Here is a 24,491-nt window from a genome sequence, read left to right as displayed (position 1 = left end):
GACTCGACGGTCAGAGCAACGAGTCGTCGTAGGCGGCAGTCAGCGCACCACCGGCATCGCCGGTGTTCACCACACCGGCCGGCTCGATCAGGATCGCGTGCACCTCCCCGTCGGCGACCGGGCAGTGCTCGACGCCACGAGGCACGACGAACAGCTGCCCCGGACGCAGGAGCACGTCACCGTCGCGCAGCTGGATGGTCAGCTCACCGCTCACCACGAGAAACAGCTCGTCGGTGTCCTCGTGGGTGTGCCAGACGAACTCCCCGCGCACCTTGACGACCTTGACCTCGTAGTCGTTGAGCCGGGCCACCACCTTCGGTGACCAGTGCTCGGAGAAGCGGGACAACCTGTCAGCGATGTCGACAGCCTCATGCGCCACGCCCACCATCCTGACATGGTCGGTCAGCTCGGGTCGGGTGCGTAGAACGTCGTGGTGGCCTGCACCGCGGCGGCGACGTGCTCCGGGTCGCCACCGGCGGCCAGGTGAGCCTCGCCCCAGGCCGCGGCGCTGCGCCGGATGAACTCGCGCCCTTCGGGTGACGTGTGAACCTCCGCATAGTCGACGCTCTCGCCACCGGTCAACATCTGGGCAAGGGCGAGGAGAGCCAGGTCCCACCCCACGCCACCGGCACCGGGGCCGTAGGTCGGGAAGAGGGGTTCCGCGACGACCGCTGCGTGGACCAGCACGAATTCGGTGTCGCCGGACGGGCCCGGGGCCAGGCGTACCTCCACCTCGCTCGTGCCGGGCCAGGCGTCCGCGTCCGGCCCGTAGAGCCAGGACACCCTGAGCAGACGCGGCGGCTCGCACCGCAGGATCTCGCCGTGCTCACCCCCGTCGAACTCGTATCTCCCGCCGAGCCGCAGATCCCCGGTGACCGGCTTCAACCAACGGTGCAGCCGCTCGGGGCTGGTGATGGCGTCCCAGACGTCGTCGATCTGCGCCGCGTATCGCCGTCGGAGCTCGACGGTGTACGCCTCACCTGTGGGCAGGCTGCCCTTGCCCATGGTCCGCCGCGCGGCGGCCAGTTCATCCAGCACGTCTTTCATGTTCCGTTCCTCTCGCTGCTGAGTCTGCCTCGTCCGCACCGACGTCGGACTCGGCCCGCCGGGAGGTCTGCCCGCCAGCCGAGGTCCGAGCTGCCCGCCGGCCCCGGGCCAGCTCGGTTTCCAGCGCGTCGAGCCGCTGCTCCCACAACCGGCGAAACCGGCCCAACCACGCGTCGACTTCGCTCAACGGCGCCGGCTCGACGGCGTAGAACCGGCGAGCGCCCACAGCTCGCACCGACGCGAACCCGCTCTCCCGCAACACGCGCAGATGCTGTGAGACACCCGGCTGGGAGAGCCCGAACTCGGCCCGGATCACGTCCGTGACCGCGCCGGAGGTCTGCTCGCCGTCGGCGAGCAGCTCCAGAATGCGCCGGCGTACCGGGTCGCCGAGGATGTCGAAGGCGTGCACGACCACAGACCGTACCGGCCTTCGCTTATATAAGCCAGAGCAGGCATCCTGCCGAAGGCTGCGGCTCAGCGCTGGGCGAGGAACACGGCCACCGGACTCCACGTGTACGCGGCACGGCGTCCTCGTACTCGACGGCACCGTCCGGCCCCGACACGATGACCGGTGTCAGTGCGAGAACGGCTCCAGGCACCCGAACTCGACAGTGACAACTCCCATCCATTGGCATCACTGCCGAGCGCGCTCCACAACGAGAATCGCCGCGATGACCGACGCCGACGAGGGCTACCAGGGTGCCCGCGGCTGCGTGTGTACGCCGCATGAGCGGCGTCGCTTCCCGGTCCACGCTGCCACGCCGGGCGCAGGCCGCGAATCGCGCTCGAACGACGATCCGCATCCTCGGCGAGCACGCGATCGCCACCCAGGATGAAGGACATCTGATGGATAGTGGGCGCGGTCCCGTGCGTCTGTGGTGGTGAATGAGGCGTACCGAACGGAGCTGAACGGTTGGACGACAAGGCGAGAGCCAAGTTCGGCGAGTTCGCGCAGAGCCGGACCGCCGCCCTGATCAGGACGGCCTACCTGCTCACCGGCGACCAGCATGCCGCCGAGGACCTGGTGCAGTCGGCGTTGGCCAAGGCGTACGTCAAATGGCCGACGATCCGGCACGAGGACCCCGAGGGGTACGTGCGCGCGGTGATGTACCGCGAGCGGGTCAGTTGGTGGCGACGCCGGGGACGATTACGGGAGACGCTGGTCGGCTCGCCGGTCGAACGGGAACACCCGGACGACAGCGGCCACGCCGACCTGCGGCTGGCCATGCGGGCAGCCCTGCTGCGCCTTCCCGTGGCACAGCGCGCGGTGCTGGTCCTGCGGTACTACGAGGACCTGCCCGAACAACAGGTGGCCGAGGTGCTCGGCTGCTCGGTCGGGACCGTCCGCAGCCGGACCCACCGGGCGGTCAGCCGACTGCGTGAGGTACTACCCGGTGCCGAACTCGTGCTGGAGCTGAAGCGATGAACACCCCGATCGACGACCTCATCCGATCCACCCTCACCGACATCGCCAAGGAGGCAGTCCCCATGGATCTGGCAGATTCCGCCGTCGCTCGGGCGCGCAGGCGTCGTACCCTCACCGTCTCGGTCGGGGTGGCGGGCGTCGCCGCCGCCCTCATGGTCGGCACGCCGCTGGCGATGGCGGCGGTGAACCGGGATTCCCCGCCGCCGTCCGCTCCCGCCGACCGGCCGTCGGTGGACCCCAGTCCCGTCCCGATCAGCTCCGTCCCCTCTCCGCCGCCGGTGGACCCCCGCCACGTCCGTATCAGCCCTGTCCCCTCCCCACCGTCGGTGGATTCCAGTCCCGTCCCGATCAGCCCTGTCCCGCATCCCCCATCGGTGGATCCGAAGGGTTCTGGCACGGGTTCCTAGCTTCAAGGCAACGGCACATCGTGCGTCGGCGATCGGTTCTGGCGTACGGACGTGGCCGACGAGCACGCGACTCTGACCCGTGCGGGCGGTCAGCCTCTTACGTGCAGGTGGAACCCCTGACTGCCCGGCACCTCCAGATCCGCTTTCAGGCGCAGTGACGGGATCTCGTAGTCGCCGTGGTTCTGGCGACGGAACGCGATCGGCTCGGTCGACTCCAGCGTCAGCAACCGATCCGTCCACGCCTTCGCCACGATCTCGAAGTCGCCGCCGATCATCCGGTCGGCGCCGTGCACCACGAACGGCGGCAGCACCTGGAGGCCCGGGTAGTACAGGATCCCGTGATGGATCGGGAACAACAGATCCTCGATCGGGCCGTTGATCCCACGGTCGCTGTAGTGCGACTGCGGGCCCCCGACGGTCACCGACAGCATCGCCCGACGTCCCAGCAGGGTCCCCTCACCGAACCGCTCGCCGTAACGGGTGTCGTCGTGCACTCCGACGCCGTAGGCGAAGTGGAACGAGAAGACGCGGTCCACCCAGCCTTTGAGAATGGCCGGCATCGTGTACCACCACAACGGGAACTGGAGGATCACGGTGTCGGCCCACAGCAGCTTCTCCTGTTCGGCCCGCACGTCGGCAGTGAGCGCGCCCGCGTCGTACGCGCCACCCGAGCTGGGAATCACCCGCAGCGGCTCGGTGGCGTACCCGCCGAAGTCGGCCGCGTCGACCACCGCCTTCCAGTTCATCGCGTACAGGTCGCTGACCCGCACCTCATGCCCGGCGGCTTCCAGCGTCGACACCGCCAGGTCTTTCAGCGCGCCGTTGAGCGAACGCGGTTCGGGGTGGGCGTAGACGACGAGCGTCTTCATGGTCATTCCCTTCGACGGGGCGTACCTGCCGCCACCGATACTCGGCTGCCGGCACCGCGCCGTTCAGGGCCGCGTGTTCCGTCGGACCGGACTTCCTGGTACTACCAGGGCCACCGTCAGGCGGACGGTCACGGCGATACTGGCACCATGGACGACCTCGCAGGTTTCCTGCGCACCCGGCGCTCCCGGATCGACCCGTCCGTTCTCGGCATTCCCACCGACACCCGGCGTCGCGTCGAGGGCCTGCGCCGCGAGGAGGTCGCGCACCTGGCCGGGGTCAGCGTCGACTACTACGTACGCCTGGAACAGGGTCGCGCCACCCAACCCTCGGAGCAGGTCCTGGACGCGCTGGCCCGCGTCCTCGATCTCGACGACACCGAACGCGGGCACCTGTACCGACTCGCCCGGCAGCGCCGCCGCCGCGCCCCGTCGCCCAGCGGACGGCCACGCGACGAGGTCCTGCGCGTGCTCGACCTGATCGTGGACGCACCCGCGATGATCATCGATCACCGCCTGGACGTGTCGGCCGGCAACCGCCTGGCCCGACTCCTGTACGGCCGGCAACTGCCGGGCCTGAACACGGCACGGCACATCTTCCTCGACGAAGCCGAACGCGGGCTGTACGCGGACTGGGAGGCGTGCACCCTCGACGTGGTGGGGCACCTGCGTCTGGCCGTCGGCAAGTACCCGGAGGATCCTCGCCTGGCCCCACTCATCGGCGAACTGGCGATGGGCAGCGAGCGCTTCCGCCGTCTCTGGGCTCGCGCCGACGTGCGTGCCCGCCGCCACGGCCGCAAGGCGTACCGGCACCCGCTGGTCGGGCTCCTGGAGCTGCACCAGGAGAACTTCGTCCTGCCGGACGACTCGGGGATGGAGTTGCTCGTGCTGTCGGCCGAGGCGGGCAGCGCCAGTGAGGACGGCCTGCGGCTGCTGGCCGCGCTCAGCAGCACCGAAGATCCGGCAGTGCGGCACCCTGATCCCAGAAGCCGGTACGCGGCTGCGGAGAAGTCTGACTAGACCGGGACGTAGGTGGCGGCCAACACCCGCCAGTCGCCGCCCTCCCGCACCCACAGTCGGGTGTAGCGCAGCCGCGCGGACATCACGGCACCGCCCTGAACGGCATCCACCGCAGCGACCAAGCGAGTCACCCCGGTCCGACCGTCCTCCTGGACGTCGAGCGACTCCTCCACCAGGCTCGTGATCCGCAGCGCACCGGAGCGGTAGCTCTCCAGGTCGTCCTCCTTCGTGAAGACCGTGCCGTCCGGTCCGGCGGCCACGACCTGCGGGTGCAGTAGCGCATCGAGGGACTCGACGTCGGCGGCGCGCTGGGCGGCGTGCAGGTGTCGTTCCGCGGTGAGGAGATCCATCCACCGATCCTCCGCAGCGCAGCGCAACAGGACAAGCGGCTTCGCTCGCGGCAGAACAGCGACGTCAGCCCGGCGGGACGCCTGAGTGGTTCCCGGCACGAGATCAATCAGCCTCGCTGACCCGCCTGCGTGTGCGACAGTGATTCATGCCGTTGAGCGAGCATCACCTCAGGGCGTCGATCGCCGTGTCCGACATCCACCGGGCGGTCGCGTTCTACGAAGGCACACTGGGCCTACCGGCGTTGCAGTCGGGACCGAGCGCCACCATCACCGACGGCAGCCGCGTCTATGGTGCCGGCGGCGTGGCGGCCCTGAACGTGTACCAGTCGGTCACGGCCGGCACGAGCACGGCGACCCTGGCGACATGGTACGTCGACGACATCGACCGGATCGTCGACGAGCTCGCCTCGTCCGGCGTCGATCTCATCCGCTATGACGGGCTCGAACATGACGCCAAGGGCATCACCGCTCGGGCCGGCGGTGGACGTATCGCATGGTTCCAGGACCCCGACGGCAACACCTTCGCCCTCGAAGCCGACGTCTGACCGCTGGGCGGGGCACTCGTCCCGATCAGCTCGCCGCCGCGCCGCCGAGATAGCCGACGTCCGTGGCGCCCGACGCGATCTGGACGCGGTAGCCCCAGCGCCGGAGGACCTGCGCCATCTTCGCGACGCCCGCCGGGTTGGCGGAGTGCACATAGACCACGCCGATGTCGAGGGGGCGCTTCTCGAACGCGGCCCGTTTCAGGATCAACGAAGGCAAGTGGTTCGGCGGCATCTGTCTCGGCGTCGCGGCGTACGGCGAGTTCCGCGTCGACTGGGTACGCACCGTCGTGCTGCTGCTGATCCTGATGCTCGTGCTCCCCCTCGTCCCGACGGTCGCCGATTATGAGCGCCAACGGGACGCCCCGCGATACCCCTGATCCTCCCGGCGCGCTGGCACACGGGACCTACCAAGCCCATGCCGCAGACCGTCGAGGCATCATGCGTGATCGGCGACGACGAAGCGCGGTGGCGCACCGACATCGGCTCCGCGTCGTAGCACCGCCACACCGAACGGTGTGCCGCGCCACGTAAATTGATCATGGTTATGGCCGGTGTTCTGCGCGTGCTCGGAGTCACTAGTCCGAGCGGTCGTCGAGAGAGGCGAGGATGAGTTCCCGTGCGGCGCGGACCGTGGATGAGCAGGTGGCCGGGTCCCGGCCGATGCGTTCCGCGCCCGCGCGCATGACGCCGGAGAGCAATTCCACCGCGAGGTGCACATCGCCGACATCGCGGAACTCGCCGCGTTCGACGCCGTCCCGGACGACGTTCTCGACCTCGACGACTATCGCGTGGAACGGGCTGTCCGGCCCCTTCGGCACGTCGACGAACGGCAGACCGAAACCGGGCCGGAACATGAGCTGGAGAACCGGGTCCTGGAACGCGACCAGGACCGTCTCGATGATCTCCCGCATCCGCTCCGCAGCCGGGTCTGTGGAGCGTGCGGCGATCGTGGCCACCCGATCGACCGTGGGCTGACCCACCCGCTGAGTCAATGCCAGGACCAGCGCCGCCTGGTCCCGGGCGTAGTTGTACAGCGTGTTGCGTGCGAGCCCGGCACGGGTCGCGATGTGGCCCATGTTGATCGAGTCGTAGTCGCGTTCGAGCAGGAGCTGCCGCATCGCCTCGGCGAGATCGACCCAGACCATCGCGTGGTGTTCCTCGATGCTGGCTCCACGAATCCGCGGCATCCGGTCATCCTTCCCTATGGCAGTGGGTCATCCGGTGGCTGCCTTCGGGTAGTGGCGGCGCAGGTTGGCGGCGATGACGTGGTCGAGCATCCGATCGGAGAGCAGCCGGGTCAGGCTGATGACCAGGGCGGCATCACGGCCGATCGTGTAGCGGGTACGCGGCCTGCGGGCCGTCACGGCCTTCGCGATGACCTGGGCGGCGGCGTCGGCCGTCACGCCTGACGCCGTACCCGTCTCCATCAACGTGTTGATCGCCTGGATCAGGCTGCCGTACCGGGCGTCCTGCTCCGGCGTCATCTCGGCAGCCAATTCGTTCGCCGTGGCGACCCCACGGGCGGCCATCTTCGTGCGGACTCCGCCGGGCTCGACCACGACCACCGGCACGCCCAGCGGCGCGACTTCCCGCCGCAGCGAGTCGCTCACCGCTTCCAAGGCGAACTTCGCCCCGGCGTACGCCCCGTACGTCGGCATGGCGGCCTTACCGCCGATCGAGCTGATATTGACCACGCGGCCCTTGCCGCGCAACAGCGCGGGCAGGAGCGCCTGGGTGACAGCGACATGGCCGAACAGGTTGACCTCGAACACCCACCGCCACTGCGCCATCGGCAGTGCCTCGACCGGCGCGTTCACCTGGATTCCTGCGTTGTTGACGAGAGCGTGCAGCGCACGCGGATCGTGGTCGACCCGTGCGGCGAGTGCCGCCACCTGCTCGGCTCTGGTGATGTCGAGAATGACCGGTTCGATGCCGGTCGCACGGACGGCGTCGGCGTCGCGGTCGCGTCGCACACCGGCCAGCACGTGAAATCCCTGGCGGGCCAGTTCGCGGGTGGTTGCGGCACCCATGCCGGTGGAAGCACCGGTGACCACGATCAGCTTCTGCATGTCCGCACTCTGCCTTATACGACAACCTGTCGTCAAGATTGCGACAACATGTCGCGAACCTGCGTCACGCTGGTCATGACCTGACGAAGCCGGAGACGGGCGAGCGGGAGAAGCGGGCCGTCTTCGTCAGGCCGGCGGACCGACGCCGCAGCTCTGGTGGTCTCAGTTCCGGGCCGTCTCCGAAGCGTCGGGCGCCCACCAGCGGGCCGTGGCGGGCGGGCCATCCTGCTGCGCCTCGATCGCCCGGATGTGCCGGTACGCGATCCACAGCGGCGGGAACGCCCCGACCGCGAAGGACAGGTCCACCACGGTCCAGAACCACGGGATCTCCCGCAACGGCCCACAGATCAACGCCAGCGGCACGATCCCGACACAGGCGATCATGCCGAGTTGCACCACCCAGACGTTTCGCACTGGATCGCGCAACGGCCCCCAGAACGCCACCGCGAGCACCAGGTGGGCGAACGCGAGCCAGTCGGTCCCGTACCGCATGAACGGATAGCGCTCGCCAGTCTCGACTAGCCCCACGTGGACCCGCTCGATCCAGCCGACCAGCGCCGGTAGCTGGTCGGCAACGGGGTCGGCCGCCCGTAGCAGCCACCGCACCTCGATTTCGAGCGGAAACGCGGTCACCCCGCTGAGGAACAGTCCCACCACCACGACCCACAGCCAGCCACGGACCCGCCGTAGACGCATCTCGATATCCACACCGTCAGGCTAATGCGGTGTGCAGGAACGTCGGCGGTGTCCCCCCGGGGTGCAGCCGGCATTCCGGCACGGCGAGGTCGGGCCCGGCACGAACACGCGGATCATCCCGTGGGGAGATCCGTCCGCTCCGTCTCGACGAGTTGCCCGTCTGCGCTGTGGCTCAGTCGAGCCAGCAAATCACCGCATCGCCGTCCTTGGCTGCTGCGGCGAAGAAACTGCGGGCGTCCGGCAGGAAGTGGGCCGCCCACTCCAGCGTGCCGGGACGCTCCCAGATACTGGGGTAGACCTCCGCCCGGGTCAGCTCCTGCGGGTCAACGCCGCGAACGAGGTCGTCCTCGGTAAGCGTGGCCAGGGCCGATGCCGCAGCCGCGACCTGGTCCGGGGTCAGATACGAGGGTGGCCCGTAGCACCAGTCGTCGTCGAGGTTGTCCAGGAAGTCGAACATCTCCTCGCTGTCGGGTTCGACGTCCGGCGACTCCACGAACTCCTCTGCTCCCAGCACCAGCGGAATCTCGAAGCCCAGCCGGTCGAGGAGGAAGTCGAGGCCGTGCCAGGCATTGTCGGTGGTGGTCCAGCGGTCCGAGTCGTCGTCCCGCGCCGCCATCGCGACCTCGTGGGCCCAGGGAAGGTCGGCCCGGGCCCGCTCCAGGTCGTCCGGAGAAACCCGCAACCAGTTGCCGTTCATGCTCACGACACCACCCCTAGGTATCGCCTGTGACAGCACCGCAGTTCGACGCTGCCTGGGCGTGAGAACCAGCAGGGACGACAGGGCCATCGGCACCATCGCGGTGCCCGTGCCGGTCCGCGCGAGGTACTCACTCTGCGGGCTGGACCGACGAGTTCGGGGCAGCGTCGCGCGAGGCACCGCTGATAGGTTGCGTATATACGTACTCGATGATCCACGCCTGTCCGTACGCGTCAGGGACGTTCTCGCGCGGCGGTCTCGGCGAACGACCCGCATGCATGTCGCCGACATCCGGTCGACCGCTGGTCTCCGCGTGGACGACCGGATCGAGGCGGCGCCACCCGAGATCGTCGAGGCGATGGTCTGGTTCGAGGAGCGCTACGGCGGCCTCTGGTATCCGCTCCTCGGGTCCAACGGTATGGAGCACGGCCTGGGCGGTGTGCCGTTGGCCCATCGCGGCCCGCTCGGTCTGGCCTTCGAGGGCATCGTGGACGGCGACTGGACCTGGCCCGTCGATGTCCTCGTCGACGGCCGGACCGCCATGGGTCCCGGGCAGTGGTCGTACCGGGTCATCGACAGGTCCGTCGACCAACGTCTGGAGAGCCACGCGCTGCTTCTGTCGGTGCGCGGCTGGTGTCACCGGACCTTCACCTGCTACACGCCCCGTGACGTCGTCCCGGGGACCGACGAGCGGCACCTACCCCCACCCGTACCGGAGGCGTCCGGCCCGGCCGAGTGCTGGTGGCTGGACGACGATGCGGGCGTGGCCGTCCAGGCCACGCTGGCCGGATGGCCGCCTGAGCGGGACGAGTGGACCCTGCGGTACTTCACCCGGACGCCGGCACAGACCGCCGACGCCAGTCCCACCGTCTTCCGGGCCACTGCCCAGGAGACCGTACCGGCACTGTGGTGCACCCTGTGTTCCCAGCCGATCATCCCAGGACTCACCTGCCCGCGCGCTCGTCCGTCGGAGTGAGACAAGCAGCCTGTTGACGACGAGCCGCCGCCACTCACCCGCGTCGCCGTGTCATCGATCGCCGGGACTGACAGAATCGTGGTCACGGAGCCGATGCACGGGCGAGGGGAATCCATGAGCGACTGGAACGAGAAGGTCATCGCCGAGTTTCGCGCCAACGGTGGGCAGGTGGGTGGCCAGTTCGAGGGCGCGCCGCTGCTGCTGTTGCACACCGTCGGCGCCAAGAGCGGCCAGACGCGCGTGAGCCCGATGATGTACCAGCAGCTGGACGGTGGTTACGCCGTGTTCGCGTCCAAGGCCGGAGCACCCACCAACCCCGACTGGTACCACAACCTCGTCGCGCATCCGCAGATCCGGGCGGAGATCGGCACGGACACGGTCGAGCTGGTCGCCCGGGTCGCCGAAGGTGACGAGCGGGAGCGGATCTGGAGCGCGCAGAAGGCCGCCTACCCGGGCTTCGCCGACTACGAGCGCAAAACCACCCGCCAGATCCCGGTCGTCGTCCTGGAACCTGCGCCGTAGGCGGACACGACACCGTCTCGTTGACCTCAACCGGGGTTGAGGTGCTTCACTGGCGGCCATGGATCTTGACGGTGTGCGCGTCGCCATCACCGGCGCAGCACGTGACACGGGTCGACTGCTCACCGAGGCGTTCGCCGCACGCGGTGCGCAGGTCTTCCTCTCGGCCCGCGACGTGGTGGCGGCGCAGCACGTCGCGGATGAGATCAACCGGCGCGGAGCGGGCCGCGCCGAGGCATTCGCCTGTGACCTCGCCGCGCCGGACTCGGTGCGGGAATTCGCGGCGGCCCTGGCCGACCGCACGAGCCACCTCGACGTACTCGTCAACAACGGTGCCGCCTACATCCACGGTGACGACCTGGCAGACGTCGCGGACGACACGATCGAGAGCGTGATGGCTGCCGGCGGGACCGGCACCCTCCTGTTGACCAGGCACCTGCTGCCGCTGCTGCGCGCGTCGGCACGGCCGGACATCGTCAACATGATCTCCGCCTGTGGCGAGGTGGGCCACCACCGGTCGGGCGCGCATCCCGCGTTCTACGCGGCCAAGCACGCCCACGCCGGACTCGCCGAGATCCTGTCGCACCGGCTTCGCCCGGAGGGGATCCGAGTGATCTCCCTGTTCCCGCCGGACTTCGTCCAGAACGGACCTCGGCGGGCGGACAGCGACCTCACCGCCCAGTCGGTCGTCGACTGCGTCCTCTTCGCGGTGGCACAACCGCGAGACTGTTTCATCCGCGAGTTCCGCTTCGAGCAGGTGAACAGCGCGCGTACCTGAACCATGCGGTACGCGGCGCCCGGCGTTCCCGGCGCGGCCACCGGTCCTCGGACCGGTCCCGCGCCGGGACACCTCACCGCCACCCGAACTCAGGGCAGCGCGATCGGCAGGGCGATGCCGTCCAGACTGTGCGGGCAGGGGCAGTCCCGCGCGGCCGGTAGCGCGGCGATCGCGTCGAGCAGGAGCCCCCGCAGCCGTTCGGTGTTCTCGCCGAAGACCCGGAAAACCTCCTCCTGGGTCACGCCCTGGCCGCTTCGCACTCCGGCGTCCAGGTCGGTGACCAGGGCGATCGCGCTGTAGCAGAGGGCCAACTCGCGGGCGAGGACCGCCTCCGGGTGACCGGTCATGTTGATGACCGCACCGCCGATCTGGGTGTACCACCGGGACTCGGCACGGGTGGAGAAGCGCGGTCCTTCCACCACGACCATGGTGCCGCCGTCGTGGGCGTCGACGCCCCGGCCGGCGGCGGCGGACAGCAGGGCCCGCCGCCCGGCCGGGCAGTACGGGTCGGCGAAGGAGACGTGGGCGGCGCCCTGCTCGTAGTACGTCTGGATCCGGCCGCTGGTCCGGTCGACGAGCTGATCGGGTACCACGAAGGTGCCGGGGCCGAGGTCCGGCCGCAGGCCGCCCACGGCACAGGGCGCGAGCACCTGCCGTACGCCGAGGGACCGCAACGCCCACAAGTTGGCCCGGTACGGGATCCGGCCCGGCGGGTGCCGGTGGTCCCGGCCATGTCGTGGCAGGAACGCCACCGAACGTCCACCCACGTCGGCGATCGTCACCGCGTCGGAGGGCGGGCCGTACGGGGTCTGGACGGTGTGTTCCGTGGCGCCGTCGAGCAGCGCGTAGAGACCTGAGCCGCCGATGACGGCGAGGTCAGCAGATGGGGACACGAGTTCACCTTCCATAGTCGACATCCCGGCAGGTCCGGGATCGGTCCCGGTCCGGGACTCGCGAGCAGTTCGTGTTGATGCGGGAATGCGCTCGGAGCGGGGCCCTACCACGCCGTCAACAGCAGGTGATTGACCGCGAGCGCCACCACTGCCTGCGCGATGAGCCACGTGCGCCGGCCGGGGCCGGGAATCAGGGCGGCACCGGCCATCAGCCACCCGGTGAAGGGCAGCCAGATGCGTTCGACCTCGGCCTTGCTGTAGCCGGACAGGTCCGCGGCCACGATCGCCGCCGCCGCGGCAAGGGGCAGCAGCCAGGCGGCGTACCCGGGTCTGCCGTCGAGCAGCCCGATGACGTCGGCCCTCGACCGCAGCGACGCGACCGCCTGCCACCCGGCGACGGTGGCGCGGCGGAGGACGACCACGGCGGCCGGACCGGCGGCGACGAGCAGGAGCGCCAGGTTCGCCCACACCCAGTAGCCGTAGGCGCGCCGACTGGCCAGGCCCTGGTAGTAGCGCTCGATCACCAGGTGATAGCCGGCCAGCCAGTCGAAGCCGGCCGCCGTGAACGCCCCGACGACCAGAGCCGCGCCCCCCAGCGCCCACCACGCGGCGGACCGGTGCCGGCGCCCCAGGATCACCACGGCCACCGCGATCGGCACCATCAACACCAGGCCATAGGAGAGGTAGCAGCCGAAACCCAGCAGCGCACCGCCGACGAACGCGCCGACCGCGCTGCCCCGGGTCACGCCGTGGGCCAGCAACGCGACGCCGGTGGCGGTCACACCGGCGAAGAGGCCGTCGGCGGACACCCCGGCCCACACCGCCCCGGGGAACACCACCGCGAACGGCAGGACGACGCGCGCCGCGTCGTCGCCGCCGAGCAGTCGCACGGTGTGCGGTACGGCCACGGCGGTGAGCGCGGCGGTCAGGATGCACAGCGCCCCGGCCCAGCCGCCGCCACTCAACCCGATCCGGTCGAGCCAGACGAACACCAGCAGCGCGCCGGGTGGATGGCCGGAGACGTGGGTGGTCCACGAGTCCGGCTGGAAGTCCAGGATCCGGGTGGTGAACGTACTCAGCATGGCGGGGATGTCGGTGACGCCGGGCACCTCGTGCAGGTACTCGTGGCGGGTGGCCAACCGGCCGGCGACGCCGCGCTGCCAGCCGTCGATCAGCGCCAGGGACAGCGTCCAGGCCACTGCGGCGGCATAGGACGACACGAGCAGCCGCCGCCAGGGCAGGCGGGCGGTCAGCGCGGGTCCCCGCCAGCAGACCAGGACGGCCACCGCCACCGCCAGCGGAGTGCCGGGGCCGATGTGCGGCCGCCAGTGCGCGTACAGGGGTGCCGCGCTGGCGTACACCGGACGTCCCAGCAGGTAGAGCGCACCGCCGACCACGGCGGCCACGGCGAACAGCCCGACGGCGACCAGCACGGCGATCACGTCGGCCCGTGCCGTGTCGCGCCGCAGCGCCGTGCTCATCCGCGCAGCGGCGCGTGGGCGAACTGCGCGACGCCGTCGGTGAGACGGACCGCCGCGCGGAAGCCGAGTTCGGCTCGGGCACGGGCCGGTGAGGCCACCACGTGGCGGACGTCGCCGAGCCGGAAATCGCCGGTGACCACCGGCGCGGGTCCCCCGGCGGCCCGGGCGAGTTCGGTGGCCATCTGCCCGATGGTGGCCGGATGCCCGGAGGCGATGTTGTAGGCGCGCCACCCGACCCGGCATCCGGTCGCGGCCACCGCCGCCAGGTTGGCCGCCGCCACGTCGTCGACGTGCACGAAGTCCCGCCGCTGACAGCCGTCCTCGAAGACGCGCGGGGCCCGACCAGCGGCCAGCGCCGAGCGGAAGATCGCCGCGACCCCGCTGTACGGGGTGTCCTGCGGCATGCCGGGGCCATACACGTTGTGGTAACGCAGCGCCACCACCGTGCCACCGGTCTGCCGGCACCAGGCCGACGTCAGGTGCTCCTGGGCCACCTTGGTGGCGGCGTAGACACTGCGCGGGTCCAGCGGCGCCTCCTCGTCGACCAGCCCCGGATCCAGCGCGATGCCGCAGTCGGGGCAGGGCGGTTCGAACCGCGCGTCGGCCAGGTCGGCGGCCGCACGGGGAGCGGGGCGGACCGCACCGTGCCGGGCGCAGCGGTAGGCGCCCTCACCGTAGACGACCATCGAACTGGCCAGCACGAGCCGGTGGATGTCCGCGCGGGCCATCTCGGCGAGCAGGACGGCGGTCCCGAGGTCGTTGCACCCGACGTACTCGGGCAGGTCGTCGAGGTTGACGCCGAGCCCGACCATGGCCGCCTGGTGCACCACCACGTCGACGCCGGTCAGAGCGCCGGCGACGGCGGCCCGGTCGCGCAGGTCGACCCGGCGCAGCGGGGCACCGTCCACGGTGTCCGGCAGCGGCGTGCGGTGCGCGCCCGGGTGGCCGGCGTCCACCACGGACACCTGATGACCGGCGCGGTGCAGCGCGGCGACGACATGGGTCCCGATGAAACCGGCTCCGCCGGTGACGAGTACGTGAGGCACGCGCCGACGCTAGAGCCAGCCGGGCCCCGCAGGGAGCCGCGCGGACGAGCCGTCAGCGCTCCGTAAGACTTCATCATCGGCTGGTAATACCTGGCCCGCGAGATCCTCATTAGCGTCCGCGACATGACCGATGTGGTGCTTCCCTGCCGGAACGAGGCCCCGGCGCTGCCCGCCCTGCTGGCCCGGATACCGGCCGGCTACCGACCGATCGTGGTGGACAACGGCTCGACCGACGGCTCGGCCGACGTGGCACGCGCCCACGGCGCGCAGGTGATCAGCGTGGCCGAACCCGGCTACGGTGCCGCCGTGCACGCCGGTGTCCTGGCCGCGGACCCCGTCGACGGAGTGGTGTGCGTGATGGACGCCGACGGTTCCTTCGACCCGGCGCAACTGCCCTGGCTGGCCTCCTCCGTACGCAACGGGCAGGCGGAGTTGGCGACCGGCCGACGCCGCCCTGCCGCGCGCGGGGTGTGGCCGCTGCACGCGCGGGCGGCCAACGCCGTCCTCACGCACCGGCTGCGCCGCACCACCGGCCTGCACGTGCACGACATCGGCCCGATGCGGGCCGTGCGCCGCGACGACCTGCTCGCCCTCGGGCTGCGCGACCGCCGGTTCGGGTACCCGCTGGAGCTGCTGATCGCGGCAGACCGGGCCGGCTGGCGGGTCGTCGAGATCGACGTCGCCTACCACCCCAGAGCCGCCGGCACCCGCTCGAAGGTGACCGGCACCCTGCTCGGCACCGCCCGTGCCATCCGCGACATGAGTGCGGTGCTGGCCCGGTGAACGACCTCCAGATCCTGGTGCTGGCCAAGGCACCCACGCCCGGACGGGTCAAGACGCGGCTCTGCCCACCCTGCACGCCCGCGCAGGCCGCCCGGATCGCCGCCGCCGCCCTGGCCGACACCCTCGACACCGTCTCCGCCACCGCAGCCGGCACCCGGGCCCTCGTCCTCGACGGCACCCACCCCACCCCCGCCGGATGGGTGACGCACCCCCAGCGCGGCGCTCTCCTCGGCGACCGCCTCGCCCACGCCTTCACGAGCACCCGCAGACCCGGCACACCCACCGTCCTGGTCGGCATGGACACCCCTCAACTCCGCACCGAGCACCTCGACGCGGCCCGAGAACTGCTCGGCGCGACCGGCGGTCCGGACGCGGTCCTCGGCCCGGCCACCGACGGCGGCTGGTGGACGTTGGGCCTGCGCGACCCCCACCACGCCACCGTGCTGCGCACCATCGCGACCTCCACGACGACCACCGGCCGGCACACCCTGGACGCGCTACGCCGTCGCGGCCTGCGGGTGCACCTGATGCCGGAACTGACCGACGTGGACACCGCCGCCGACGCCCACACCGTGGCGGCCCTGTGTCCACCGGGCAGCCGGTTCGCCCGGACCGTCGCCACTGAGATGCCACGTCCCGCAGCGGTGACCCGGTGAACGCCGTCGCGGTCTTCGACACCGCGATCGACCGGGCCGCCGCCGGCATCCCGGCCGGATTCACCGCCCGGCACGCCAGTGGCGCCGAGTACCGCTTCGACCCGGCCGCCTGGTGCCGTGACGTCATCGCCGGAGACGACACGTTGATCGCCGCCTGCACCAGCCACACCCTCGACGTCGGCTGCGGCCCCGGCCGACTCACCAGCGCACTCGTCGACGCCGGCCGCACGGCCCTCGGCATCGACCTCAGCGCCAGCGCCGTCCGCCTGGCCCGCCGACGCGGTGCACCCGCCCTGCGCCGCGACGTCTTCGGCCCGGTGCCCGGCACCGGCCGCTGGCGGCACCTGCTGCTGGCCGACGGCAACATCGGTATCGGCGGTGACCCGCCCCGGCTGCTGCACCGGTGCCGTCACCTGCTGGCCGCCGACGGACGCCTGCACGTGGAACTGGCACCCGCCGGTACGCCCGCCTGGGCCGGCACCGCGCAGGTCCAGAGCCCACACAGCGACGGCCGCGCACTGCGCTGGGCCTGCGTACCCCTCGACGACCTGCCCGGACTGGCCGACGCCACGGCGATGCGCGTCCTGCACACCTGGACGGAGGCAGGCCGGTGGTTCGCCACCCTGACCCCCCGGTGACCGGCCCCGCGAGCGTCCCCCGACGGATCGCGCAGTGGTGCCTGGCCCCGCTGCCGCCACCACCTGCCACGCTGCGGCGGGGACCGGCCCGCCCCGGGGCGTTTCCGTCCCGGTCACGGTCCACCCGGCTCACCGGCCAACTCGGCGCCGCCCTCGGACTGGCCTTCGGCATCTGCTTCGCCACCGGCCTGCTCAGCCACCTGATCCAACACCCACCGGACTGGTTCGGGTGGCCGTCGCGCCCGATCGGGCTCTACCGCTTCACCCAGGGCCTGCACGTGGCGACCGGTCTCGCCTCGATACCGCTGCTCGGCGTCAAACTCTGGTCGGTCTACCCCCGCCTGTTCGGCTGGCCGCCGGCCCGCTCACTCGCCCACGCGGCCGAACGCACCAGCCTCGCCGTACTCGTCGCCTCCGCCCTGTTCCTGCTGGTCAGCGGCGTCCTCAACATCTCCCGCTGGTACGCGCCGATGCCGTTCTTCTTCACCGCCGGGCACTACCGGATGGCCTGGCTGGCGCTCGGCGCACTCCTGGTGCACGTCGGTGTCCACCTGCCCGCCGTCCGCGCCGCCCTCGCCCGCCCCCGCGACGAACCACGGCAGGACGGCCTGAGCCGACGCGCACTGCTCGGCGGCGTCGCCACCGCGAGCGGGCTGATCACCCTGACCACGGTCGGGCAGACGATCCGCCCGTTGGCCGGCATCGCGGTACTCGCCCCCCGCCACCCCGGCACGGGACCACAGGGCCTACCGGTGAACCGGACCGCTGACGGCGCCGGAGTACGCACCACCGCCCTCGACCCGGCGTACCGCCTCCAGATCACCGCACCGGGTCGCCGCGTCAGCCTGGACCTGGCCGCTCTCCACGCACTGCCGCAGTACACCGCGCGCCTGCCGATCGCCTGCGTGGAAGGCTGGAGTGCCACCGCGACGTGGACCGGAGTACGGCTGCGTGACCTGGTCGCGCTGGTGGACGCCGATCCCCGGCACACCACGGCACTGGTCGAGTCGTTGCAGGTGAGCGGCGCCTACCGGGCCTGCACCGTGCCGCCGGAACACGTCGATGACCCGCTGACCCTGATCGCGTTGCGGCTCGGCGACGCACCGCTGCACCTCGACCACGGCTACCCGGCCCGGCTGATCGCGCCCAACCGGCCCGGTGTGCTCCAGACCAAATGGGTCAGCCGGATCACCGTCGAGGAGTACCGATGAGGACCCGGACCGTCCTGGTCGTCGGCGGGTGCCTGCTCATGGCGTACGCCGTCGTCGGTGCCGTCACCGATCCCGACCTGGCACTGGGCGGCGTGCTGTTCTTCCTGGCCGCCGTCCTGGTGGGCCACGACGTCGTGTGGATGGCGGCCGTCCTGGCCGTCGGTGCCGCGTCGACCCGGGTCCCGCTGCGGCACCGGATGACGGTGCGGATGGCCGCCGTGAGCGCCGCCGCGATCACCGTGGTGGCGCTCCCCCTCGTCCTGGGGTTCGGGCGCGTGGCCGACAACACCTCGGTCCTGCCCCTGCCGTACGGCCGCAATCTCCTCGCCGTCCTGCTGGTCATCGCCGGCACGACGCTGCTGGTGTGCCTTTCTCGCGGGCGGCGGCGCATGGCGGCGGATCGTAAGGAATCCGAAAGGCCGGGCGAGGGGCGGTCCGCGACCTCCGGTGGATAGCGTGCTCAGGATGGGACATCGCGTGCTGGTGGTCGACGACGACCCGACGGTCAGTGACGTCGTCCGGCGTTATCTGGAACAGGCCGGCTGCGAGGTCCAACTGGCCGCCGACGGCGCCGACGGTCTCGCCGCGATCGCCGCCGCGCGCCCCGACCTCGTGGTCCTGGACCTCATGATGCCCGGCATCGACGGTCTGGAGGTGTGCCGCCGGATCCGGCGACAACTGCCGGACCTGCCGGTGGTCATGCTCACCGCCCTCGGCGAGGAGGCCGACCGGGTCCTCGGTCTCGAAGTCGGCGCCGACGACTACGTCACCAAGCCCTTCTCCCCCCGCGAACTCGTGCTGCGCATCCGCTCCGTGCTCCGCCGCACCGCCGCACCCGCCGCCCCGCCCACGGCCTCGGCCAAGCTCGTCGATGCGGCGCTGACCGTGGACACCGCCCGACGCACCGCGAGGCTGGACGGCGCACCGCTGGCGCTGACCTCCCGGGAGTTCGATCTGCTGATGTTCCTCATGCGTCATCCCGGGCGCGCCTGGTCCCGCAGCGACCTGCTGGACAAGGTCTGGGGCTGGCAGTTCGGCGACCAGTCCACGGTCACCGTTCACGTCCGCCGCTTGCGCGAGAAGATCGAGAACGACCCGGCCGAGCCACAGCGCATCCGCACCGTCTGGGGCGTCGGCTACCGCTACGACCCGCTCGACGAGGACACCGGCGCGTGACCGACACGCTGCTCATCGGGCTCTATGCCCTCGCTGCCGGCGGCGCCGTCGGCCTGTCCGGCGCCGCAGCGCTGCGGCTGCTACGGGGCCGGTCGATCCTCGTGCACATCCTGGTGCTGCTCACCGTCACCGTGCTCGCCGTGGTCGCCGGAATCGTCACGGTGGCACAGGCCATGTTCCTCTCCCCGCACGATTTGTGGGTCGTCCTGGTCACGGTCAGCGCCGCCGCCGTGATCAGCCTCGCCGTCGGCACCGTCTTCGGCAGTCGGCTGGCCGCCTCGGCCGTCTGGGCGCAGACGGCCCGGGACCGCGAACGGCGGTTGGAGGCCGGTCGTCGGGAACTCGTCGCCTGGGTCTCCCACGACCTGCGTACTCCCCTGGCCGGGCTGCGGGCCATGGCCGAGGCCCTCGAGGACGGCATCATCCACGACCCGGCCGTCGTCGACGAATACCACCGACGCATCCGGGTGGAGACCGACCGGATGGCCCAACTCGTCGACGACCTGTTCGAGCTGTCCCGAATCAACGCCGGCGCGCTGCGACTCGTGCCCACCACCGTGCCGCTCCGCGACGTGGTGTCCGACGCGATCGCCGGAGTCGCGCCGCTCGCCGCCCGCCGCCGCATCCACCTGATCGCCGCGGACAGCGGCTGGCCCTACGTCCGGGCCGGCGAACGCGAACTCGCCCGGATCGTCAGCAATCTGCTGATCAATTCCGTGCGGTACACACCGGAGGACGGCAGCGTGCACATCGCCGCCGGCCACGATCCCGACAACGTGTGGCTGGCCGTCTCCGACACCTGCGGCGGCATCCCCGGCGAGGACCTGGACCGGGTCTTCGACGTCGCGTTCCGAGGCGAACGGGCCCGCACACCCGGGGCCGCCGGATCGGGCGGTGGCGGAGGGCTCGGCCTGGCCATCGTGCGGGGCCTCGTGGAGGCACACGGCGGCCGGGTCGACGTCCGCAACACCGACCGTGGCTGCCGATTCGAGGTACGCCTACCGGCCACCTGAGCACGACCCGGTGGCGCGGGCAGCGCACGGCCACGAGACTCACGAGTCGCGACGTAGTTCCCGGAGTACACCGTGCCGGCGCAGGGCCCAGGTGAGACGCCGGACGCTGGCGTGCCGGACGAACAGCACCGCCGCCCGACGGATCAGACCGAACCGCTTGTTGCTCTGCTGGTCGTCGATCGCCTGCCAGATCAGCTCACGCACGCGGGCACTGTCCAGAGCCGCCCGCACCTCACGGCGTACCGTCGGGTCCTCGGCTGCCGACGCGATGGCCGCCGCCTGGCCCGGCTTCTTGACCAGCGGTTGCACCGCGGCGACCAGAGGGCGACGCACGTCGTCGTTCTCCAACAGCAGCAACACCGCCTCCCGGATCTCGGGCGTGTCCAGGCCGGTACGCAGCAGCGTCAACAGGCTGCGTTCCACCTCGTGGTCCCGGTCCGCCACGGACAACCTCGCCAGCAGGTGTGCCACCTCGTCGAGATCGACGAGGTGACGCAGCCCGTCGCGGAACTCCGGCAGCTCCCACGCGACCCGGAGGGCCTTGGCGAGATTGCGATCCATGGACAACCCGCTACCCGTTGCCGACGTCCGGCGAAACCCCTCCGGCTCAGGACCCCACGTCCGCGCAGGTCCGGCGGCCCCGGCCACGATCGGCCCGGGACCTAGGATGGTCTCGATGACCGTTCACCAGGTACGACCCGACGACCTTCCCTCCGACGACGACCGGATCGACGAGGCCCTGCGGCTGCTCTCCGGCGTACCGGTCGAGCTCGATGTCGCCACCAAGCGGCTCAGCCGTGGCAGCGGCGTGTACGCCTGGTGGGCCGACCCGCTGGTCCTGCCCGATCTTCCCGGGCCGCCGAACGAGCACGTCCCGTCGCTGCGGATGCTGTATCTCGGGCGGGCGACCAGTCTGCGGGGTCGGATCCTGCGCAACCATCTGCGGCGGTCGGGCAGCTCGACGCTGCGCCGTACGCTGGCCGGGCTTCTGCTGGCGGAGGGCTACCGGACCACGTGGACCGATCGGGTCGTCCTGGTTCCGGAGGACGAGGCGCGGCTGACCGCGTGGATGTCCGCGCACCTGCGGTTGACGTGGGCCGAGGACCCGGAGCCCACGATCATCGAGGCCGAACTCGTGCGGCGTCTGCACCCGCCGCTCAACGTCCACGGCGTCGATCCGGAGCACCTTCAGGCAGCCGTGATCGCCGCCAAGGACGCGTACAACACCAGCAGTCAGCCGGACCAGCCCGACTCGTGACGGCTCACGGCCAGGCACCGGCCGGTCAGGTGCCGACGGCTGTCGACGCGTCACCGCCGGCGGGTCAGCTCGCGATGATCGATACGGTCACGTAGTAGCCGTTGTCGCCGATCACGGTCCGCCGGGTCGGGGCTGCTGGCCACGGTCACCCGACGGATCGAAGGGCAGCATGATCCGGGAGGTGTCAGACAGGCGGATCGGGGTCGGGCTGCGGTGGGTTCCGGGTCAGGACGGCGTACCCGTGATATCCGGGGCCGAGGACGATGGTCGCCCGATGCTCCGGTGGGGCGCCGAAGGCACTGCTCTGCACCACGGGCACCACCGGAGCGAAGTCCGGTCCGCCGAGGTCGCCGGGGTCTGCCGCGTCACCGTCGCCCATGACCACTCCCGCACGTCGTCGATTCCTGCTTCCATCATATCTTGCCTGCCACTATATTAGGTGGATGAGTTCTCGGGCGATGACCGAACCGGCCTTCTTCATCCTCACCGCGCTGCTGGACGCCCCCCGTCACGGCTACGGGATCGTCGCCGAGGTCGCCGACCTGTCCCAGGGACGGGTGCAACTGAAGATCGGCTCGCTGTACGGGGCACTGGACCGGCTCGTCGGAGACGGCCTGGTCGAGCTCGACCGCGAGGAGGCCTGGCAGGGACGGCTGCGCCGCTACTACCGACTCACCGAACCCGGCCGCGACGCCCTCGACGCCGAGGCCCAGCGGCTGGCCGCCAACGCACGCCTCGCCTCGACCCGGCTGCGCGACCGACGCGACCCGATCACCGGGACGTCCTCGTGAACCGGCTGGAGGAACGCTACCGACGCGTCCTACGACTGCTGCCCACCGCCTACCGGCAGGAGTGGGAGGACGACATGGTCGCCGCCTTCCTGGACAGCATGGACACCGGCGACCCCGAGACCGCCGCATACCTGGCCGACTACGGACGACCCAGCCTGTCGGAGGTCGCCAGCATCGCCTCCCTGGCCGTCCGGCTGCGCCTCGGCGGCGCAGACGCGTCACCCCGCTCGTACGCTTGGGGCCAGGCCGTACGCCTGGCGACCCTGATGACGATGCTGACCCACGCCGTCATGGTCACCGCCGGCATCGGCGTCACGCTCTGGCTCGCCGGGAAGATCGCCTGGTTGCCGGCACCGGCATCGGACTGGGCACCCACCACCTCGTCGAGCGTCTGGCTCACCACCTGGAATCTCGCCGGCTACGCCTGGCTGCCCGCGTACCTGGCGCTGGTCCTCGGACAGCGGCGGGTGGCCCAGGCCGTCGCCCTGATCGCCGTGGTGCCCCCCGCGATCACCACCGTCGTGACCCAGGCCGCCGGAGACACCCCACTGACCGTCTCCCCCTGGGCGATGCGGCTCGTCGACGTCCTGCTGCTCCTGGGCATGACGGCCTTCCACCAGGGTGCCCCACCGGTGCCCCGTCGACCCTGGCTGCTCGCCCTGCCGATCGGCATCCTCCTGGTTCCCGTACCGCTGTTCACCCTCCAGGCGGTCGCACCGGCGCTCCGGCTGCTGGACTGGCCGGGCCTGTCCTGCGCGGCGGTCACCGTCGCCATCGTGGTCCACCTGACGGTACGCGGACCGCGTCGCCCCGCCCGTGCGCTGCCCTGGTCACTGGCGCTCACCCTGCTCGCCGTGGCCACCGTCGCCCTGCGGGCCGTGACCCTGACCGACTACCACCACCAGATCCAGCGCACCGCACTCACCACGATCGCGTCCGTGGAGGTCGTCGCCGTCCTGGCGGTGGGCGTACCACTCGCCGTGCTGGCCCTGCGCGCGCTGCGCCGACTCCCTCCGGCCGCCGCCGCGACGTAGGGTCGGATCCATGCTGGAGTCCCAACGCGAACGTGTCCCTCTCAACGACGGCGGCGAACTGGACACGGCGCTGGCGTTCCTCGCCTTCGCCCGGTCCTGCGTCCTCAAGAAGGTCGACGGTCTGGACGACGAACAGCTACGACGCCGTCTGGTCGTCTCGGACACCACGCTGCTGGGACTGGTCCGGCACCTGACCGACGCCGAACGCTACTGGTTCGGGTACACCCTGGCCGGCGACGCCCGTCACGCCGACGTCGACTTCGCCATGGCAGTCGATCCGGACCTCACCGGGGCACAGATCGTCGACGACTACCGTCGCGCGATCGCCGAGAGCGACGCGCACATCCACGCGGCGGACGGCATCGACAGCCGCACCGCCCAGCCGGTGGACGACGGGCCGCGCACCCTGCGCTGGGTGCTCGCCCACATGACGAGCGAGACCGTCCGGCACGCCGGGCACGCCGACATCCTGCGGGAGCTCGTCGACGGCGTCACCGGGCGCTGAGCAGACCCCTGGTCAGCTCTCGGCGGCGGGGTCGGCGGTCGACTGCGTCGGCCAGAAGGGCCACTCCTCGAATGCGACGCAGCGACCGTCCTCGGCGAAACGCATGATCCACAGATCGCGGTACTCCTGGGGGACCCGGTCGCCGTAGCGGACCTCCAGCCGCGCCACCGCGGTGTCGCCCTCCACGGCGACGATCTCACTGGTCATGTGGAACACCTCGTCGGAGCCGGTCCGCTCGTCCTCCCACATCGCCGCGATGGCCTCCAGGCCGATGACCGGTGTCCGGTACGGTCCCTGCTGGTAGCTCGCCTGCGGCGTGAAGATCGTCGCGAGTACGTCCGTCCCCGGCGTCCGCCACGCCTGTTCGTAGGCCGCGAGCCAGCCGGTCACCTGTTTCCTGTCCACGGATGCCAGCTTGCCACTCGACCGGGCGGCCGACGGTGATGTTCGGTCACTCCGTGACACCGGCGGGGCTCAGCGCCGTCGCCGCCGCCGTCTGCCGCCCGTCGACCGCGCTGCTCGACCCACACCCGGGTCCGCCCTGACGACCGGCCCGCGCCACCGGTGACGGCCCGACGTGGGCGGCGGGACGACCTCGGCGCGTACGCGA

Annotated in this window: 33 protein-coding genes and 1 pseudogene; 18 read left to right on the top strand and 16 right to left on the bottom strand. The window is 71.1% G+C overall.

Going from position 1 to position 24,491, the window contains the following annotated elements:
* Positions 1 to 10 precede the first annotated feature (10 nt).
* Genes ACFYTT_RS23840 through ACFYTT_RS23830 form a run of 3 tightly spaced genes read right to left on the bottom strand, consistent with a single transcriptional unit; the run spans position 11 to position 1,456 of the window.
* Positions 11 to 379, bottom strand: coding sequence for a cupin domain-containing protein (locus ACFYTT_RS23840; RefSeq protein WP_201272255.1), 369 nt, complete (start codon positions 377 to 379; stop codon positions 11 to 13).
* 23 nt (positions 380 to 402) lie between these two features.
* Positions 403 to 1,047 (bottom strand): SRPBCC domain-containing protein, encoded by a 645-nt coding sequence (locus tag ACFYTT_RS23835; protein ID WP_387262320.1) that lies wholly within the window; start codon positions 1,045 to 1,047, stop codon positions 403 to 405.
* A complete protein-coding gene (locus ACFYTT_RS23830) occupies positions 1,028 to 1,456 on the bottom strand; it encodes an ArsR/SmtB family transcription factor (RefSeq protein WP_387262318.1) in 429 nt (142 codons plus the stop codon). The genes ACFYTT_RS23835 and ACFYTT_RS23830 overlap by 20 nt, the downstream gene beginning before the upstream one ends.
* Positions 1,457 to 1,960: 504 nt before the next feature.
* On the opposite strand from ACFYTT_RS23830, the gene ACFYTT_RS23825 reads away from it, so the two are divergent.
* Positions 1,961 to 2,473: a SigE family RNA polymerase sigma factor gene (locus ACFYTT_RS23825; protein WP_387262315.1), complete on the top strand. Its 513-nt coding sequence runs from the start codon at positions 1,961 to 1,963 to the stop codon at positions 2,471 to 2,473.
* Positions 2,474 to 2,969: 496 nt separating this feature from the next.
* Here the strand turns inward: ACFYTT_RS23825 and ACFYTT_RS23820 are convergent, their stop codons facing one another.
* A complete protein-coding gene (locus tag ACFYTT_RS23820; RefSeq protein WP_387262312.1) occupies positions 2,970 to 3,749 on the bottom strand; it encodes an NAD(P)H-dependent oxidoreductase in 780 nt (259 codons plus the stop codon).
* A 147-nt stretch (positions 3,750 to 3,896) separates the two neighbouring features.
* Between ACFYTT_RS23820 and ACFYTT_RS23815 the strand changes: the two genes are divergently transcribed.
* Positions 3,897 to 4,766 (top strand): helix-turn-helix transcriptional regulator, encoded by an 870-nt coding sequence (locus ACFYTT_RS23815; protein ID WP_387262309.1) that lies wholly within the window; start codon positions 3,897 to 3,899, stop codon positions 4,764 to 4,766.
* Here the strand turns inward: ACFYTT_RS23815 and ACFYTT_RS23810 are convergent.
* Positions 4,763 to 5,116 carry a nuclear transport factor 2 family protein gene (locus ACFYTT_RS23810; RefSeq protein ID WP_387262306.1) on the bottom strand — a complete coding sequence of 118 codons (354 nt, stop codon included), beginning with the start codon at positions 5,114 to 5,116 and terminating at the stop codon, positions 4,763 to 4,765. The two genes, ACFYTT_RS23815 and ACFYTT_RS23810, sit on opposite strands and share 4 nt — an antisense overlap.
* 146 nt (positions 5,117 to 5,262) lie before the next feature.
* Between ACFYTT_RS23810 and ACFYTT_RS23805 the strand changes: the two genes are divergently transcribed.
* On the top strand, positions 5,263 to 5,661 hold the full coding sequence (locus tag ACFYTT_RS23805) for a VOC family protein (protein WP_131051073.1): 399 nt from the start codon (positions 5,263 to 5,265) through the stop codon (positions 5,659 to 5,661).
* A 25-nt stretch (positions 5,662 to 5,686) separates the two neighbouring features.
* On the opposite strand, the pseudogene ACFYTT_RS23800 reads toward ACFYTT_RS23805, so the two are convergent.
* A pseudogene (locus tag ACFYTT_RS23800) lies at positions 5,687 to 5,866 on the bottom strand (hypothetical protein); the annotation flags it as partial.
* Here ACFYTT_RS23800 and ACFYTT_RS23795 point away from each other — a divergent pair.
* A complete protein-coding gene (locus ACFYTT_RS23795) occupies positions 5,826 to 6,038 on the top strand; it encodes a PspC domain-containing protein (protein ID WP_387262303.1) in 213 nt (70 codons plus the stop codon). The pseudogene ACFYTT_RS23800 and the gene ACFYTT_RS23795 sit on opposite strands and share 41 nt — an antisense overlap.
* A 198-nt stretch (positions 6,039 to 6,236) precedes the next feature.
* On the opposite strand, the gene ACFYTT_RS23790 is transcribed toward ACFYTT_RS23795, so the two are convergent.
* From ACFYTT_RS23790 to ACFYTT_RS23775, 4 genes are all read right to left on the bottom strand, one after another.
* Positions 6,237 to 6,848: a TetR/AcrR family transcriptional regulator gene (locus tag ACFYTT_RS23790; protein ID WP_387262300.1), complete on the bottom strand. Its 612-nt coding sequence runs from the start codon at positions 6,846 to 6,848 to the stop codon at positions 6,237 to 6,239.
* A gap of 27 nt (positions 6,849 to 6,875) precedes the next feature.
* Positions 6,876 to 7,766, bottom strand: a complete 891-nt coding sequence (locus ACFYTT_RS23785) for an SDR family NAD(P)-dependent oxidoreductase (protein WP_357215444.1) — start codon at positions 7,764 to 7,766, stop codon at positions 6,876 to 6,878.
* A gap of 126 nt (positions 7,767 to 7,892) precedes the next feature.
* Entirely contained in the window at positions 7,893 to 8,438 is a 546-nt protein-coding gene (locus ACFYTT_RS23780) for a hypothetical protein (protein ID WP_254876919.1), read from the bottom strand.
* Positions 8,439 to 8,598: 160 nt separating this feature from the next.
* The gene (locus tag ACFYTT_RS23775) at positions 8,599 to 9,123 is read right to left on the bottom strand and encodes a DUF1877 family protein (protein WP_387262478.1); all 525 of its coding nucleotides are present in this window, start codon (positions 9,121 to 9,123) and stop codon (positions 8,599 to 8,601) included.
* 313 nt (positions 9,124 to 9,436) lie between these two features.
* Between ACFYTT_RS23775 and ACFYTT_RS23770 the strand changes: the two genes are divergently transcribed.
* The 3 genes from ACFYTT_RS23770 to ACFYTT_RS23760 all read left to right on the top strand — a co-directional run bounded on the left by ACFYTT_RS23770 (position 9,437) and on the right by ACFYTT_RS23760 (position 11,396).
* Entirely contained in the window at positions 9,437 to 10,099 is a 663-nt protein-coding gene (locus tag ACFYTT_RS23770) for a hypothetical protein (protein WP_176094526.1), read from the top strand.
* Between the two features lie 114 nt (positions 10,100 to 10,213).
* Positions 10,214 to 10,621: a nitroreductase family deazaflavin-dependent oxidoreductase gene (locus ACFYTT_RS23765; RefSeq protein WP_387262296.1), complete on the top strand. Its 408-nt coding sequence runs from the start codon at positions 10,214 to 10,216 to the stop codon at positions 10,619 to 10,621.
* A gap of 58 nt (positions 10,622 to 10,679) precedes the next feature.
* Positions 10,680 to 11,396, top strand: coding sequence for an SDR family NAD(P)-dependent oxidoreductase (locus ACFYTT_RS23760; RefSeq protein WP_387262293.1), 717 nt, complete (start codon positions 10,680 to 10,682; stop codon positions 11,394 to 11,396).
* Positions 11,397 to 11,485: 89 nt separating this feature from the next.
* On the opposite strand, the gene ACFYTT_RS23755 is transcribed toward ACFYTT_RS23760, so the two are convergent.
* The 3 genes from ACFYTT_RS23755 to ACFYTT_RS23745 all read right to left on the bottom strand — a co-directional run bounded on the left by ACFYTT_RS23755 (position 11,486) and on the right by ACFYTT_RS23745 (position 14,816).
* Positions 11,486 to 12,289 (bottom strand): S-methyl-5'-thioadenosine phosphorylase, encoded by an 804-nt coding sequence (locus ACFYTT_RS23755; RefSeq protein ID WP_387262290.1) that lies wholly within the window; start codon positions 12,287 to 12,289, stop codon positions 11,486 to 11,488.
* 104 nt (positions 12,290 to 12,393) lie between these two features.
* Complete coding sequence (locus tag ACFYTT_RS23750; RefSeq protein WP_387262288.1) at positions 12,394 to 13,770, bottom strand: hypothetical protein; 1,377 nt, start codon at positions 13,768 to 13,770, stop codon at positions 12,394 to 12,396.
* A complete protein-coding gene (locus tag ACFYTT_RS23745; protein WP_131051081.1) occupies positions 13,767 to 14,816 on the bottom strand; it encodes an NAD(P)-dependent oxidoreductase in 1,050 nt (349 codons plus the stop codon). Before ACFYTT_RS23745 ends, ACFYTT_RS23750 begins: the two co-directional genes overlap by 4 nt.
* Before the next feature lie 123 nt (positions 14,817 to 14,939).
* On the opposite strand from ACFYTT_RS23745, the gene ACFYTT_RS23740 reads away from it, so the two are divergent.
* Genes ACFYTT_RS23740 through ACFYTT_RS23710 form a run of 7 tightly spaced genes read left to right on the top strand, consistent with a single transcriptional unit; the run spans position 14,940 to position 20,293 of the window.
* Positions 14,940 to 15,599: a glycosyltransferase family 2 protein gene (locus tag ACFYTT_RS23740; RefSeq protein ID WP_131051082.1), complete on the top strand. Its 660-nt coding sequence runs from the start codon at positions 14,940 to 14,942 to the stop codon at positions 15,597 to 15,599.
* Positions 15,596 to 16,255 (top strand): TIGR04282 family arsenosugar biosynthesis glycosyltransferase, encoded by a 660-nt coding sequence (locus ACFYTT_RS23735; RefSeq protein ID WP_131051083.1) that lies wholly within the window; start codon positions 15,596 to 15,598, stop codon positions 16,253 to 16,255. Before ACFYTT_RS23740 ends, ACFYTT_RS23735 begins: the two co-directional genes overlap by 4 nt.
* Positions 16,252 to 16,893, top strand: coding sequence for a class I SAM-dependent methyltransferase (locus ACFYTT_RS23730; protein ID WP_201272257.1), 642 nt, complete (start codon positions 16,252 to 16,254; stop codon positions 16,891 to 16,893). Before ACFYTT_RS23735 ends, ACFYTT_RS23730 begins: the two co-directional genes overlap by 4 nt.
* Complete coding sequence (locus tag ACFYTT_RS23725) at positions 16,890 to 18,104, top strand: molybdopterin-dependent oxidoreductase (RefSeq protein WP_387262284.1); 1,215 nt, start codon at positions 16,890 to 16,892, stop codon at positions 18,102 to 18,104. Before ACFYTT_RS23730 ends, ACFYTT_RS23725 begins: the two co-directional genes overlap by 4 nt.
* Positions 18,101 to 18,559 carry a hypothetical protein gene (locus ACFYTT_RS23720; protein WP_387262281.1) on the top strand — a complete coding sequence of 153 codons (459 nt, stop codon included), beginning with the start codon at positions 18,101 to 18,103 and terminating at the stop codon, positions 18,557 to 18,559. The genes ACFYTT_RS23725 and ACFYTT_RS23720 overlap by 4 nt, the downstream gene beginning before the upstream one ends.
* 10 nt (positions 18,560 to 18,569) lie before the next feature.
* On the top strand, positions 18,570 to 19,280 hold the full coding sequence (locus tag ACFYTT_RS23715; RefSeq protein WP_131051085.1) for a response regulator transcription factor: 711 nt from the start codon (positions 18,570 to 18,572) through the stop codon (positions 19,278 to 19,280).
* On the top strand, positions 19,277 to 20,293 hold the full coding sequence (locus ACFYTT_RS23710) for a sensor histidine kinase (protein ID WP_387262278.1): 1,017 nt from the start codon (positions 19,277 to 19,279) through the stop codon (positions 20,291 to 20,293). The genes ACFYTT_RS23715 and ACFYTT_RS23710 overlap by 4 nt, the downstream gene beginning before the upstream one ends.
* Positions 20,294 to 20,332: 39 nt before the next feature.
* On the opposite strand, the gene ACFYTT_RS23705 is transcribed toward ACFYTT_RS23710, so the two are convergent.
* Positions 20,333 to 20,854, bottom strand: coding sequence for a hypothetical protein (locus ACFYTT_RS23705; RefSeq protein ID WP_387262276.1), 522 nt, complete (start codon positions 20,852 to 20,854; stop codon positions 20,333 to 20,335).
* Between the two features lie 115 nt (positions 20,855 to 20,969).
* Here ACFYTT_RS23705 and ACFYTT_RS23700 point away from each other — a divergent pair, with 115 nt between their 5' ends.
* Positions 20,970 to 21,551, top strand: coding sequence for a GIY-YIG nuclease family protein (locus ACFYTT_RS23700; protein WP_387262273.1), 582 nt, complete (start codon positions 20,970 to 20,972; stop codon positions 21,549 to 21,551).
* A gap of 184 nt (positions 21,552 to 21,735) precedes the next feature.
* On the opposite strand, the gene ACFYTT_RS23695 is transcribed toward ACFYTT_RS23700, so the two are convergent.
* Positions 21,736 to 21,930, bottom strand: coding sequence for a hypothetical protein (locus ACFYTT_RS23695; RefSeq protein WP_387262270.1), 195 nt, complete (start codon positions 21,928 to 21,930; stop codon positions 21,736 to 21,738).
* A 64-nt stretch (positions 21,931 to 21,994) separates the two neighbouring features.
* Here ACFYTT_RS23695 and ACFYTT_RS23690 point away from each other — a divergent pair, with 64 nt between their 5' ends.
* The 3 genes from ACFYTT_RS23690 to ACFYTT_RS23680 are packed head-to-tail and all read left to right on the top strand — an operon-like array spanning position 21,995 to position 23,881.
* Positions 21,995 to 22,342 (top strand): PadR family transcriptional regulator, encoded by a 348-nt coding sequence (locus tag ACFYTT_RS23690; RefSeq protein WP_236145535.1) that lies wholly within the window; start codon positions 21,995 to 21,997, stop codon positions 22,340 to 22,342.
* On the top strand, positions 22,339 to 23,376 hold the full coding sequence (locus ACFYTT_RS23685) for a hypothetical protein (protein WP_387262267.1): 1,038 nt from the start codon (positions 22,339 to 22,341) through the stop codon (positions 23,374 to 23,376). The genes ACFYTT_RS23690 and ACFYTT_RS23685 overlap by 4 nt, the downstream gene beginning before the upstream one ends.
* Before the next feature lie 10 nt (positions 23,377 to 23,386).
* The gene (locus tag ACFYTT_RS23680; protein ID WP_387262264.1) at positions 23,387 to 23,881 is read left to right on the top strand and encodes a DinB family protein; all 495 of its coding nucleotides are present in this window, start codon (positions 23,387 to 23,389) and stop codon (positions 23,879 to 23,881) included.
* A 12-nt stretch (positions 23,882 to 23,893) separates the two neighbouring features.
* On the opposite strand, the gene ACFYTT_RS23675 is transcribed toward ACFYTT_RS23680, so the two are convergent.
* The gene (locus ACFYTT_RS23675; RefSeq protein WP_131051096.1) at positions 23,894 to 24,286 is read right to left on the bottom strand and encodes a nuclear transport factor 2 family protein; all 393 of its coding nucleotides are present in this window, start codon (positions 24,284 to 24,286) and stop codon (positions 23,894 to 23,896) included.
* Positions 24,287 to 24,491 lie beyond the last annotated feature (205 nt).

The sequence above is a fragment of the Micromonospora sp. NPDC003816 genome, from assembly GCF_042874705.1.
GTDB lineage: Bacteria > Actinomycetota > Actinomycetes > Mycobacteriales > Micromonosporaceae > Micromonospora.
The sequence above is the reverse complement of the archived record's forward strand: the minus strand, read 5'-3'. Positions and strand labels throughout refer to the sequence as shown.

Coding starts and splice junctions, on each gene's coding strand:
- ACFYTT_RS23835 (WP_387262320.1), bottom strand. CDS start 1,047: ATGAAAGACGTGCTGGATGAACTGGCCGCCGCGCGGCGGACCATGGGC.
- ACFYTT_RS23820 (WP_387262312.1), bottom strand. CDS start 3,749: ATGAAGACGCTCGTCGTCTACGCCCACCCCGAACCGCGTTCGCTCAAC.
- ACFYTT_RS23815 (WP_387262309.1), top strand. CDS start 3,897: ATGGACGACCTCGCAGGTTTCCTGCGCACCCGGCGCTCCCGGATCGAC.
- ACFYTT_RS23810 (WP_387262306.1), bottom strand. CDS start 5,116: ATGGATCTCCTCACCGCGGAACGACACCTGCACGCCGCCCAGCGCGCC.
- ACFYTT_RS23805 (WP_131051073.1), top strand. CDS start 5,263: ATGCCGTTGAGCGAGCATCACCTCAGGGCGTCGATCGCCGTGTCCGAC.
- ACFYTT_RS23795 (WP_387262303.1), top strand. CDS start 5,826: ATGTCGAGGGGGCGCTTCTCGAACGCGGCCCGTTTCAGGATCAACGAA.
- ACFYTT_RS23790 (WP_387262300.1), bottom strand. CDS start 6,848: ATGCCGCGGATTCGTGGAGCCAGCATCGAGGAACACCACGCGATGGTC.
- ACFYTT_RS23775 (WP_387262478.1), bottom strand. CDS start 9,123: ATGAACGGCAACTGGTTGCGGGTTTCTCCGGACGACCTGGAGCGGGCC.
- ACFYTT_RS23765 (WP_387262296.1), top strand. CDS start 10,214: ATGAGCGACTGGAACGAGAAGGTCATCGCCGAGTTTCGCGCCAACGGT.
- ACFYTT_RS23760 (WP_387262293.1), top strand. CDS start 10,680: ATGGATCTTGACGGTGTGCGCGTCGCCATCACCGGCGCAGCACGTGAC.
- ACFYTT_RS23750 (WP_387262288.1), bottom strand. CDS start 13,770: ATGAGCACGGCGCTGCGGCGCGACACGGCACGGGCCGACGTGATCGCC.
- ACFYTT_RS23740 (WP_131051082.1), top strand. CDS start 14,940: ATGACCGATGTGGTGCTTCCCTGCCGGAACGAGGCCCCGGCGCTGCCC.
- ACFYTT_RS23720 (WP_387262281.1), top strand. CDS start 18,101: ATGAGGACCCGGACCGTCCTGGTCGTCGGCGGGTGCCTGCTCATGGCG.
- ACFYTT_RS23715 (WP_131051085.1), top strand. CDS start 18,570: ATGGGACATCGCGTGCTGGTGGTCGACGACGACCCGACGGTCAGTGAC.
- ACFYTT_RS23705 (WP_387262276.1), bottom strand. CDS start 20,854: ATGGATCGCAATCTCGCCAAGGCCCTCCGGGTCGCGTGGGAGCTGCCG.
- ACFYTT_RS23700 (WP_387262273.1), top strand. CDS start 20,970: ATGACCGTTCACCAGGTACGACCCGACGACCTTCCCTCCGACGACGAC.
- ACFYTT_RS23695 (WP_387262270.1), bottom strand. CDS start 21,930: ATGGGCGACGGTGACGCGGCAGACCCCGGCGACCTCGGCGGACCGGAC.
- ACFYTT_RS23690 (WP_236145535.1), top strand. CDS start 21,995: ATGAGTTCTCGGGCGATGACCGAACCGGCCTTCTTCATCCTCACCGCG.
- ACFYTT_RS23680 (WP_387262264.1), top strand. CDS start 23,387: ATGCTGGAGTCCCAACGCGAACGTGTCCCTCTCAACGACGGCGGCGAA.